This window comes from Armatimonadota bacterium, from assembly GCA_016869025.1.
Lineage (GTDB): Bacteria > Sysuimicrobiota > Sysuimicrobiia > Sysuimicrobiales > Humicultoraceae > VGFA01.
Genome location: VGFA01000015.1, coordinates 49,464 through 61,220, shown reverse-complemented (window position 1 = coordinate 61,220; position 11,757 = coordinate 49,464). Strand labels below are relative to the sequence as shown.

Below are 11,757 nucleotides of genomic sequence, written 5' to 3'. Positions count from 1 at the left end.
TGCGCTGGAACACGCCGTGCTTACCTCCCTCGCCCACACGCGGGGGCAGCGGCACGTCCTCGCGGCGTTCTTCCGGGCGGCTGGGCTGGAGCTTTAAGGTGTACCATTACTTAGGCAAGGATCAATAATCACTGGCTCGTCCTCCAGACTAGGGCTTCACTGCCGGCAAGTAGACCCCGAACGTGGCGCTGCCCGTGCTCACCCACCGGTCGTCCCGCGTCGTGACATACACGTAGACACGATACAGATCCGGCGTCCCAGGAGCCTGGACGGATACTCGGGGGAGTTCGGTCGTGAACTGCGCCGCCACGTGGGTCATGGCTGCCGATCCCACAACGTACGTGTAGCGGAAGCTCTCCGGGTTCAGGTGCGGCAGCAGGCGCGTTCGAACGACAAAGGACTCCTCCGGGCGCATCCACCGCTTGTTTATCTCCAGCCCGACGACCACGGGTCGAGTTGGAGGCTGACGCTGTCCTGTCCACGCCTCCCTGAGCGACCAGTAGGCGGGCTTCAGGCGGTCCTTTGAGTCGGTCAGCCCAAACCATGTGTAGGAGCCCTCGTTCTTATCCTTCCAGACGAAGGCGTTGCCGCCGAGGTTCCAGCCCCTGTGCGCCTCGATGTGGTGCTTCCAGTTCGCGACGTATGAGAGGGACTTCACCAAATCCGTCGGCTCCACGGGAAGGCCCATGTCGTCCCAGGTCCAGTGCACGCCCCAGTACGCCGGCGGCCCGAACTCGGACACGAGGTAGGGCCGGCCGATCCGCGCACGCACGACCAGCCGCTGTAGGATGGAGATATCCTGCGGGAAGTAGCTGTTGACGCCGAGCACGTCCACTGCCGGAACCAGATCGCGAAACATGGCCATGGAGGTTTCGATGCCCAGAAAGCCACGCGGGTGGGTCTCGAACAGGTCTGGTGCGTGCTCATCCACAGTCATGATGGGATGGTTCGGGTCAAGCGACTTCACAAGGCGAGCCAGCTCGTTGACGAACCGGTAGTACGCGATCCGCCTTGGCAACAGCTCTCGGGGGTCCTGGAACTCCTTCTTCAGCAGCCCCCAAGTCTCATTGCCCAGAACCCACATTAGGAGGGCAGGGTGCCCGCGGTATCGCAATACCCAGTCGCGCACGCGATCGCGGTACACCTGCAGTCTTTGCGCATCGCGCAGGTAGTCCACGTCTTGGTCCAGCCAGATACCCAGCATGACCATGAGGTTGGCACGCGAGGCCTCGTCCAGTACCAGCTGCGTGTCCGGGTTATCGTGGTAGCGGCGGATTGTGTTAGCCCCCATCTGCCGGATACGTCTGAAGTGGTAGTGGAGGCGGGCCGGCGTGAGGTGCTCATCGAATCGCAGCGGATCCTCGTTGAGAGAAAAAGAGACCCCCTTCACATAGAACGATCGGTAGTTGACCCGCAACTCGTACTGACCCGGCTCCCCTACAATGGTCACGCGGACCGGTTCAACCCACGCTGCAGAGAAGACTGCGAGAATCACCAGCGCTCCGAGGCCAAGCCGACCCAGGGCAAATCGTCCGGCCAGCGAGCGCAGAATATGCTCCCTCTCGGGAGCCCGCTGCGCGGCATCAGGCGAGGTTTCGACCTCGACGCCGGCCCGCCGGCCCAGCTCTACCGCGGCCTCCATGAAGGTGAGGTTGGCGGAGCGCATCGCGAAGTCGAAGACGTCGCCGCCCGCGCCGCAGCCAAAGCAGCGAAACAACCCCCGCTCCGGGTCCACGTGGAATGACGGCGTCTTCTCCTGGTGGAATGGACAGAGCCCTTTGTAACAACGGCCGGACTTCTTCAGCGAGGCATGGGCCGAGACCATGGCGACGATGTCGGTCCGCCGCCTGATCTCCTCTTCGATCTCACCTGCAATCCACCCGCGACTCATTGCCCTGTGCGGCGGGCCTCGGCCGCCAACCGGTCGGCCATGTGCCCGGGAACCGGATCGTGCGGGATCAGGCACACTACTGCGGCTTCCTTCTGCTACTGCCGCGCCAACTGCTGCTTGGCGAAGTAGGCGGGTTTGGGCTGGAAGTCATGCCGGACCAGCCCCCAGTTGTGCTCCACGTATGTGGCATCCAGACCGCTGTCGCGAAGCTTGTACCAGGTTGCCACGGGGATGAACGGATACTCGGCCTGGATCTTCTGGTAGGCCCTCACCAGGTAGGCCGCCTGGGTCTCCAGCCCCACCCCTTCCGCCCAATCCCCTGTCGCCCCATCTGCCCGCCGGTGTGTTGGCCATGACATCTCCGTGATCCAGATCGGCTTCCCACTACCCCCGTTGGCCACCAATAGCTTGCGCAGCTCTCCGAGGCCGTGGAACGAGTGGCGCGTGTTCGGATGAACCTGGTCTGGGCTTCGCTGAAAAACGTACGGATGTACGCCAAGCGCGTCGAAGTACTGCCCGGCGCCCCGAGCATACATCTGCCGCAGATACTCCACGTTGTTTCCTGCCAGCCCCCCTGAGATGAACACCGCCTGCGGGTCGGCCGCCTTGCCCTGCACGTACGCCTCCCTCAGCATCTTCGCGAACGCGGCCGCATCCGGTGCCGGCTTCCAGAACACGTGCCAGTCGGGTTCGTTCCATATTTCCCAGTGCTTGACGCGGGAGGAGAAGCGGCGGACCGCATAGCCTACGAAGTCACCCATGTCTCGCATCCGCAGCGGCGGGTAGTCAGGTCCGGCGGGATTTGCCCATTCGGGCGTCACCAACACCAGCAGGAACACACGCATCCCCGCCGCCCGGATTTCGTCAATGGCCGCCTCCAGGCCCGAGAGATAGTACTCGTCGTACCTTCCCCGAACGGGCTCGGCCGCTTTCCAGCTCATTCCCAGGCGCACCCAGGTCACGCCGGCGTCCCGCATCAGGCGGATCTCCCGCTGCCGAAAGGCAGGGGGTGTGAACGGCTCGATGTCGCTGTGGACGCCGTAGATGGGAATTGCGGGCGCGGCGTACCCTGGGCTTCCGGCTTGCACGGCCAGTGCCATGACGGCGGCGATGAGCGGGATGACCACGCTGCCCGCAGCCGGGCGGCTGATCGCTGCCCGCCGCTGAGCCGCGGCTGGCACGCGCGTAGAGCCATCTCTGTTGGGGTGCGGCACGAGCATGCCGGTTGTCGTCGTCTCCCCTCACGAACCTTGCCAGGCCGATTCCACGTGCGCGGGGCGAGGTCCTTCTCCCGGGGGGAGGGCCGGCCGAGCGTGTGGCTGTCTAGGGCCTGGGAGCTACCGGGGCGGCCGCGGTCCGGGCCTGCCGTTGCAGCGCGAAGAAGGCGGGTTTGGGCTCGAAGTTGTGGTGGACGAGGCCGTAGTTGTGGTAGGCGAGGGTGGGGTTGGTGCCCTTGTCGCGGAGGTTGTACCACATGGCGACCTGGACGAAGGGATACTCCGCTGCGATCTTCTCGTATGCGCGCGACAGGTAGGCGGCCTGGGTGGCGTGGCTGACGCCCTCAGCCCAATCGCCGGTGGCGCCAGGAGCGCGGCGGTTGGTGGGCCAGGACATCTCGGTGATCCAGATGGGCTTGGCACCGTCGCCGTTGGCGACCATGATCTTACGCAGCTCTCCCAGCCCGTGGAAGGAGTTGCGGACGTTGGGGTGGACCTCGTCGGGGCTGCGCTGGAAGACGTATGGGTGGACGCCGAGGACGTCGAAGAAGGGTTGGGCGCCCAGGGCATACATCTGTCGTAGGTAGCCGGTATTGTTGCCTGCGAGGCCGCCCGAGATGAAGGTGGCCTGGGGGTCGGCGGCCTTACCCTTGGTGTATGCCTCCCGGAGCATCTCGACGAAGCCGCGGACGTCTGGGACGGGCTTCCAGAACTCGTGCCAGTCGGGCTCGTTCCAGATCTCCCAGTGCTTGACGCGCGAAGAGAAGCGGCGAACGGCGTAGCCTACGAAGTCGCCCAGGTCGCGCATGCGCAGGGGCGGGGCGTCCCATCCGCGGGGGTTGGCCCAGGGAGGCGTGGCGAGGACGAGTAGCATCACGCGCATCCCGGCGCCGCGGATCTCGTCAACCAGTGACTCCAGACCCTTCAGGTACTCCTCGTTGTACTCGCCCTTGCTGGGTTCGGCCGCGTACCAGTTGAGTACGATGCGGACCCATGCGATCCCGGCATTCTGCATCAGCGCGATTTCGCGCCGCCGGATCGCAGGTTCCGTGTCCGGCTGGATGTCGCTCTGGACGCCGATCAGGAGGGAGGTGGCTGCAGGGGTTGGTTGCTGTCTTGCAGGCTCACGCCTGTGAGGAGGCCCAACGTCGTCTTCCCCGGTGTCTGCAGGCTGGATCACGACGGCTCCTGGGTCCTGCTCCTGGGGATCCGGTTCGTCATCGTCCGGGAGTATGGCGATCGGCGTGATTGGCTCGGTCGCTCCGGAGATCTCTGACGGGATTGTGGTGGCAAGCAGGGCGGCTATCAACAGCGTGCGCGCGATCAGTGAGCCGGGGCCGCGCTGTCCGGTTCGGTTCATGCTCCCGCCCCTTTCGGTAGCCCGGCTGACCGGTTTGGGCCGGTCCCGCGGCTTTGCGTCCCCGCCTCACGACGGGTTTGCCCTTATCGAGGGGCCAGGCGGCTATCGGCTTGGCCCGTGGATGGGAAGAACCCCGTTCCCTTGTGTTCTTCCCAAGAGGTGGGCTCCATAGTCCCCGCGCCGTGCGGGATGCGGGTTTCGGTTCCCGGGGCGGCTGGAAGCAGGAATACGGTAGGGTCTGCGAGAATCGGAATCGCGGCGCACCGCGCCGGTGCGACATCTGGGGTTCGTGAGGAGGGGACGAATGAACAAGGAACAGCTCATCGATAAGGTCGCCGACAAGACGGGCGCCACCAAGAAGAACGCGCTCGAGGTGTTCAACATGGCGCTGGATCTGATCACCGGCGCCTTGCGCAAGGGTGAGAAGGTGACCCTGGTCGGCTTTGGCACCTTCCTGGTGCGCAAGCGGAAGGCGCGCGAGGGCCGCAACCCGCAGACCGGCGCCAAGATCAAGATCCCGGCCAAGAAGGTGCCGGCGTTCACCGCTGGGAAGGATCTCAAGGCCGCGGTCAAGTAGCTCCGGACCCTAGATGACGGCGGGCAGGCCGCCGTAGGCGGCCTGCCCGTTCCGTCCCTGTCTGGATGGCTGTTCGGAGGAAGTCCCCGGCCCCGGCGCGAAGATAACCATGACGTCCAGCGCATCGCCAGTACCAGTCATTTCCCCTGTTAGGTTGCTGGTGCGTTCGATGCCCGGCTGTGCGCCGGAGGAGGAAGTGGCCTGCCGTGTGGGTTGATCTTCTGGCCGAGGAGATCCTGGCGGCTCGTGCTGAGCCGCGCCACGTTGTCAACGACGCCAAGAGCCCGTCGGGCCGCGTCCACGTGGGCTCCCTGCGCGGCGTGATCCTGCATGATTGCGTGACCCGCGCGCTGCGGGACCGAGGCGTGTCCGTTGAGTTCCGCTACGGCTACGACGACCTCGATCCCATGGACGGCCTGCCTGCCGGCCACGAGGACCTTGCGCCCTACCTGGGCGTGCCCCTGTGCAACGTGCCTTCTCCTGATCCAGCCGAGGCGCCCAGCTTCGCGCGATACTACGCGGACGAGTTCACACGCGTCTTCACCCGGCTCGGTGCAACCCCCCGGATCTACTGGACGAGCGAGCTGTACGGCTCAGGGGTGCTCGACGCTGCGATCCGGATCGCGCTGGACCGGGCGGAGGAGATCATCGAGATTGACCGCGCGATCAGCGGGAGCCGGAAGGCCGAGCGCCATCCGTTCCAGGTCATATGCAAGTCCTGCGGCAAGATCGGCACCACCGTGGTTACCGGCTGGGACGGCGACCAGGTTTCCTACGCGTGCCGTCCGGACAAGGTGGCCTGGGCGCAGGGGTGCGGGCACGAGGGCCGGCGCTCGCCTTTCGGCGGGGGCGGCAAGCTTCAGTACGTCACCGAATGGGCGGCCAAGTGGCACGTCTTAGGCGTGACCGTGGAGGGCGCCGGAAAGGACCACATGACCCGGGGAGGCAGCTTCGATCGGGCGGGCGCGATCGTTGAAGCCGTCTACGGATCCCCGCGCCCGTTCTCGATACCCTACGAGTGGTTCCTGGTGGGCGGCCGGAAGATGGCCTCCAGCAAGGGGGTGGGAATGGCCGCGGTCGAGTTCGCAGAGGTCCTGCGGCCCGAGCTGGCCCGGTTCACCATGGTCCGGCCTCACTACCGTCAGCACGTGGATTTCGACCCATCGGGGGAGACGATACCCCTGCTGTACGATGAGTTCGATCGGGCGGCGCGTGCGCACGCAGGCCGTGAAGATGACCCTGACCTCGCGCGGACCTTCTACTACGCGCACGCCTGTGAGCCGCAGGCAGGCGTCTTCCGCCTCCGCTTCACCCGGGTGGCCCACCTGAGCCAGATCCCGAGCGCGGATTTGGAGAGGGAAGCCGAGCGCGGGAAGGACGCCCCCCTGACCGAGGAGGACCGGCGCGAACTGGCCGCACGGCTTGCCGATGTGCGCCGGTGGCTGAAGTCCTACGCTCCCGAGGATTACAGGTTCGAGGTTCAGACGACCTTGCCTCAGGCCGCTTCTGGGCTTTCGCCCGAGCAGCGCGCGTTCCTGGCCGCCCTGGTCCCTCTGGTCAGGGAGGCGGTGGACGGTGACTCGCTGCACGGGGCCATACACGCGATGAAGGGGGAGCTCGGGCTCGCGCCGAAGGCGGCGTTCGGAGCTATCTATCTGGCGTTTCTGGGCAAGGAGTCGGGTCCCCAGGCCGGATGGTTCCTGGCGGCGCTCGACAGGCAGTTTGTGATCTGCCGCCTGCTGGAGGCCTCCGCCCCGGCAGGCGAGGCCCCGGTTGCCTGAGGAGAGGTACGCGATCGTGAGCACCGACGCGCTGACGGTGCTGGTGCTGTCCAGGGTGGAGGAACGTCACCTTGACGCGATCCGCGCCGTGGATCCACGCGTCCGCGTGATGGCCGCGACCGGCCCCGAGCACGCCCAAACCCTGGCCGCGGAGGCCGACGTTATCGTCGCCTGGCAGATCCCCCAACCGGTGCTGGACCGGGCCGAGCGGCTACGCTGGATCCACGCCACCGCCGCCGGAGTGGACGGGCTGCTGGTCCCGGCCGTGGTTGAAGGACGCGTCATTCTAACGAGCAGCGTTGGGATTCACTCCACGGTGCTGCCCGAGCACGTGATGGCCCTGGTGCTGGCGTTCTCCAGGCGTCTGCACGTGGCCGTCCGACTCCAGTCGGTTCGCCGGTGGGATAGGGCGGCCTGCGTGGGCGGAGAGGTCGAGGGCCAGGTCCTGGGCGTGCTGGGGCTGGGCGCCATCGGGCGCGCCCTGTCGCGCCGGGCCTCGGCGTTCGGCATGCGGGTGATCGGAACCAAGCGGATACCGGAGGCGATGCCCTACGTGGAGCGCGTCCTGCCGCCGGAGGGTACGGACCAGGTCCTGAGAGATGCAGACTACGTGGTGGTGCTGCTTCCGCTCACGCGCCAGACCCGAGGTCTGATCGACGCCCGGGCCCTCTCGCTGATGAAGCGGTCGGCCGTGCTGATCAACGTGGGACGCGGTCCCGTGGTGGTGGAGGAGGCGCTGATCGCGGCCCTGCGTGGCGGAGTGATCGCCGGCGCCGGCCTCGATGTCTTTGAACGCGAGCCTCTGTCCCCGGAAAGCCCGTTGTACGACATGGAGAACGTTATCATAACGCCGCACGTCTCAGGCGCCTCTCCGGCCTACTTCGACCGGGCGATTCCCCTGTTCTGCGAGAATCTCCGCAGGTACCTGATCGGGGCGCCGATGCTCAACGTCGTGGATGCCGAGCGGGGCTACTAGCGGCTCGCACGGCGATCATTGGAGGAGGATGACCTTGAAGCGCTACAGTCCGGACCAGATAAGGAACATCGCCGTCGTCGGGCACGGGGGAACGGGCAAGACTACCCTGGTGGAGGCGATGCTCTTTCGCACGGGGGCCATAGATCGCCAGGGCCGTGTGGACGACGGCACGACCACAACGGACTTCGATCCGGAGGAGATCAGGCGCAAGCACACCATCAACGCATCGCTGGCCCCACTGGAGTGGGAGGGCGCCAAGGTCAACCTGATTGACACACCTGGATACCCGGACTTCGCGGGCGAGATGGTCGGCGCGCTGCGCGTCTGCGAGGGCGCGCTGGTGGTCGTGGACGCAAGGGCCGGCGTGGAGGTGCAGACCGAGCAGGCATGGGCGCGTGCGAATGAGCAGGGCCTGGCCCGGATGGTTGTCGTGAACCGTCTCGACCGCGAGCACGCCAGCTTCTCCCAGACCATGGAAGGGTTGAATGCCAGGTTTGGGAGGCAGATCATCCCGCTGCTCCTGCCGATCGGTGCGGAGGCAGGGCTCTGCGGGGTAGCGGATGTGCTCTCGATGAAGGCGTACACCGTGCGCGACGGGCAAGAATCCGTCCGGGAGCTGCCCGCCGAACTGAAAGAGGAGGCGGCGGCCGCTCGCGAGCGGCTGATGGAGCTGGCCGCCGAGAGCGACGATGCGCTTCTCGAGAAGTACCTGGAAGCAGGCGCGTTGAGCGACGAGGAGATCCGGCGTGGTCTGATCGCCGGGGTCCGTGCCGGCAAGATCGTGCCTGCCATGCCCGCCTCCGCCACCAGGCGGATTGGCGTGGGCCAGGTGTTGTCGGCGATCGTTGACCTCCTGCCCTCCCCGGCCCACCGCGGCCCGGCCTCCGGCACCCACCCGCGAAACGGATCAGAGGTTCCTGTTGAGCCGTCCGAGGCAGGTCCGTTTGCCGCCCTGGTGTTCAAGACCATGGCCGATCCCTACGTGGGCAGGCTGTCGTACTTCCGCGTCTACGGCGGGACCTTCGCGTCGGACTCCCAGGTGTTCAACGCGTCCCGCGACAAGACTGAACGGGTGGGCCAGCTCTATCATCTGCGCGGCAAGCAACAGGAAGCCACCCCGCAGGTATGCCCGGGAGACATCGGCGCCGTGGCCAAGCTGGCCGACACCGCCACCGGGGACACGCTGTGCTCCAAGGATGCGCCGGTCCGCCTGGCGCCGGTGGTGTTTCCACAGCCCGCGATCTCGATGGCGATCGAGCCCAAGAGCAAGGCCGACGAGGACAAGATGGGCAGCGCCCTGCACCGCCTGGCAGAAGAGGACCCAACGTTCAGCGTCCGCCGCGATCCGGAGCTCAAGCAGACCGTGATCTCGGGCATGGGCGAGTCCCACCTGGAGATCATGGCCGACCGGCTGCGGCGCAAGTTTGGCGTGGACGTGGTGCTCGCGCCCCCGCGTGTGCCCTACCGGGAGACCGTCAAGGGCCGAGGCAAGGCACAGGGCCGGCACGTCAAGCAGAGCGGCGGACGCGGGCAGTACGGGGTGTGCTTCGTGGAGATGGAGCCGCTTCCGCGCGGCAGCGGGTTTGAGTTCGTGGACAAGATCTTCGGCGGAGCGATACCCAACCAGTACATCCCCTCGGTCGAGAAGGGTGCCCGCAAGGCACTCGAGGAGGGCATCCTGGCCGGGTACCAGGTAGTGGATGTCAGGGTCACGCTCGTGGATGGGAAGTACCACGATGTGGACTCATCGGACATCGCCTTCCAGCTCGCTGGCGCGCTGGCGGTCAAGGAGGCGGCGGCGCAGGCCGGGTTGACCCTGCTGGAGCCGATCCTGGACCTGGCCGTCCACGTCCCTGAGGCGTTGATGGGCGACATCATCGGCGATCTGAACTCCAAGCGCGCCCGCATCAGCGGCATGGAATCGCAGGGAGACGGCACGACGATCGTGAAAGCCCAGGTTCCCCAGGGAGAGGTCCTGCGGTATGCCTCGGATCTGCGATCTATTACCGGAGGGCGCGGCTCGTTTACTGCCACGTTCTCCCACTACGATCCGGTTCCCGGTCACGTGGCTGAACGGCTCGTGGCCGAGGCCCGCCGCCAGAAGGAGGAGGCGGAGGGCCCCCGGGCATAACGACAGGTACTTGAGGGTTGAGCGGATGAGGACCCAGGAGGGCAATGAGTCGCGGGTGGATTGCGGGTGAGACCAAGGAGGAGATCAGGCGGCGGACCGACATCGTCGCCCTGATCTCGAGCCATGCCTCGCTGAAGAAGTCCGGCCGTTACTACAAGGGGCTCTGCCCGTTCCACCAGGAGAAGACGCCGTCATTCCACGTAGACCCTGAGCGGGGGCTGTTTCACTGCTTCGGCTGCGGCGCAGGCGGCGACATCTTCGACTTCTTGATGCGCTCCGCCAACCTCAACTTCATGGAGGCCGCGGCGGAGCTAGGCCGGCGGGCAGGCATTGAGGTCGAAACCTCGCCTGATGCCGCGCAGCGGGCGTCGGAGCGGGAGCAGATCCTGCGCGCGCTGGACGCCGCCCGCGACCACTTCCAGGCAATGCTTGCCTCGGCAGGGCGAAAGGCGCGGGCATACCTGGCGCGGCGAGGGGTGAGCGAGGAAATCGCCAGTGCGTTTCACCTCGGCTACGCGGCGCCGGGATGGGATGGCATGCTGGTCGCGCTCCAGGCCCGGGGCTATCCGGCAGCGCTGCTGGAGCAGGCCGGTCTCGCAGCACCGCGGGCCAGCGGGGGGTACTACGATGTGTTTCGCGACCGCCTAATGTTCCCGATCCTGGACCTTCAGGACCGTGTGGTGGCCTTCGGCGGCCGCGCGCTTGACGACGCCGAACCCAAGTACCTGAACTCGAAGGAGACCCCTGCGTTCTCCAAGGGCAGGTTGCTCTATGCGCTCGGTCCTGCCCGCGACGCGATTCGGGAGCGAGGAGAGGTCCTCGTGGTGGAAGGCTACATGGATGTCCTGGCCTGCCACCAGTTTGGGTTCTGCAATGCGGTGGCTTCTCTAGGAACCGCACTTACCGCCGATCAGGTTGGCCTGCTCAGGCGGTTCGCGCAGCGCGCCGTGCTCATGTACGATCCGGACCAGGCCGGAGCAGCGGCGGCCGAGCGCGGCCTGGCGCTGTGTGAGGAAGCGGAGGTATCGGTTCGCGTCGCCGTCCTGCCGTCGGGCGAGGATCCCGACGCCTACTTGCGGCGCCATGGCGCCGAGGCATTCGGCCATCTGCTGGCCGGTGCGCTCCCCATGTTCGAGTACCGCCTCGAGGCCGCCGCTCTCCGCCATGATCCCGATACGAGGGAAGGGAAACTCGCGCTTGTTGACGAAATGTTGGATGTTATTCAGATGGTCGCGAATCCGGTTCGTGCGGCAGAGTACCTGCGCGCGCTGGCCGGACGGTTTGCGGTGCCCGAGGATGCCCTGCGCCAGCGCTTGCGCTCGCGCAAGCGGTCAGGGCGCTCTCCCACACAGCAACGGGGCGCGATGACGCCGAGCGGCGACCGGGCCCGGGAGGAAGCGGAGCGGTTGCTGCTGCACCTGATGGTGGCGGAACCGGGCCGCAGGACGGAGATCGCCCGGGTGCTGGACGCCGACGCGTTTTCCGTTCCGGCGCACCGGGCTCTGGCGACGGCACTGCTGGTGTCGCCGGATGCGGACGCAGGCACGCTGCGCGAGGGGCTGGATGACGCGGCTTCGGTTCTGCTGGTGCGGCTGGCGTTTGAACCGCCGCCGGTGACCGAGAGGGACAAGGACCGGGCCGCTGCCGAGGCAGTGCGCTACCTGGTGCACACCAGCCCCGCGGCGGCTGAGCGAGAGCGACTGTGGGTGGCCCTTCAGGCGGCCCAGGCGTGCGGGGATGAGACAGAGCTTCGACGGCTCCAGGCTGCCTACGCGGAGCTGATCACGGCGGGGCGGCGGCGAAACTAGACGCCGTGCCAGGAAC

At 66.6% G+C, this 11,757-nt stretch carries 8 protein-coding genes and 1 riboswitch; of the genes, 5 read left to right on the top strand and 3 right to left on the bottom strand.

Features of this window, described 5'->3' with window-relative positions:
- Positions 1-148 precede the first annotated feature (148 nt).
- The 3 genes from FJX73_08940 to FJX73_08930 form a co-directional block, all read right to left on the bottom strand.
- The gene (locus tag FJX73_08940) at positions 149-1,891 is read right to left on the bottom strand and encodes a hypothetical protein (GenBank protein MBM3470902.1); all 1,743 of its coding nucleotides are present in this window, start codon (positions 1,889-1,891) and stop codon (positions 149-151) included.
- A 95-nt stretch (positions 1,892-1,986) separates the two neighbouring features.
- Positions 1,987-3,111, bottom strand: coding sequence for a hypothetical protein (locus FJX73_08935; protein ID MBM3470901.1), 1,125 nt, complete (start codon positions 3,109-3,111; stop codon positions 1,987-1,989).
- Between the two features lie 103 nt (positions 3,112-3,214).
- Complete coding sequence (locus FJX73_08930; protein ID MBM3470900.1) at positions 3,215-4,468, bottom strand: hypothetical protein; 1,254 nt, start codon at positions 4,466-4,468, stop codon at positions 3,215-3,217.
- Positions 4,469-4,480: 12 nt separating this feature from the next.
- Positions 4,481-4,560, bottom strand: a riboswitch (cyclic di-GMP riboswitch).
- A gap of 212 nt (positions 4,561-4,772) precedes the next feature.
- Between FJX73_08930 and FJX73_08925 the strand changes: the two genes are divergently transcribed.
- The 5 genes from FJX73_08925 to FJX73_08905 all read left to right on the top strand — a co-directional run bounded on the left by FJX73_08925 (position 4,773) and on the right by FJX73_08905 (position 11,741).
- Entirely contained in the window at positions 4,773-5,045 is a 273-nt protein-coding gene (locus FJX73_08925) for an HU family DNA-binding protein (protein ID MBM3470899.1), read from the top strand.
- Positions 5,046-5,191: 146 nt separating this feature from the next.
- Complete coding sequence (gene lysS / locus FJX73_08920; GenBank protein MBM3470898.1) at positions 5,192-6,826, top strand: lysine--tRNA ligase; 1,635 nt, start codon at positions 5,192-5,194, stop codon at positions 6,824-6,826.
- Positions 6,819-7,802, top strand: coding sequence for a D-2-hydroxyacid dehydrogenase (locus tag FJX73_08915; GenBank protein ID MBM3470897.1), 984 nt, complete (start codon positions 6,819-6,821; stop codon positions 7,800-7,802). The genes lysS and FJX73_08915 overlap by 8 nt, the downstream gene beginning before the upstream one ends.
- Before the next feature lie 34 nt (positions 7,803-7,836).
- On the top strand, positions 7,837-9,933 hold the full coding sequence (gene fusA, locus FJX73_08910) for an elongation factor G (GenBank protein ID MBM3470896.1): 2,097 nt from the start codon (positions 7,837-7,839) through the stop codon (positions 9,931-9,933).
- Positions 9,934-9,977: 44 nt separating this feature from the next.
- Positions 9,978-11,741 carry a DNA primase gene (locus FJX73_08905; GenBank protein ID MBM3470895.1) on the top strand — a complete coding sequence of 588 codons (1,764 nt, stop codon included), beginning with the start codon at positions 9,978-9,980 and terminating at the stop codon, positions 11,739-11,741.
- The last annotated feature ends 16 nt before the right edge of the window (positions 11,742-11,757 follow it).

Coding starts and splice junctions, on each gene's coding strand:
- FJX73_08940 (MBM3470902.1), bottom strand. CDS start 1,891: ATGAGTCGCGGGTGGATTGCAGGTGAGATCGAAGAGGAGATCAGGCGG.
- FJX73_08935 (MBM3470901.1), bottom strand. CDS start 3,111: ATGCTCGTGCCGCACCCCAACAGAGATGGCTCTACGCGCGTGCCAGCC.
- FJX73_08930 (MBM3470900.1), bottom strand. CDS start 4,468: ATGAACCGAACCGGACAGCGCGGCCCCGGCTCACTGATCGCGCGCACG.
- FJX73_08925 (MBM3470899.1), top strand. CDS start 4,773: ATGAACAAGGAACAGCTCATCGATAAGGTCGCCGACAAGACGGGCGCC.
- FJX73_08905 (MBM3470895.1), top strand. CDS start 9,978: ATGAGTCGCGGGTGGATTGCGGGTGAGACCAAGGAGGAGATCAGGCGG.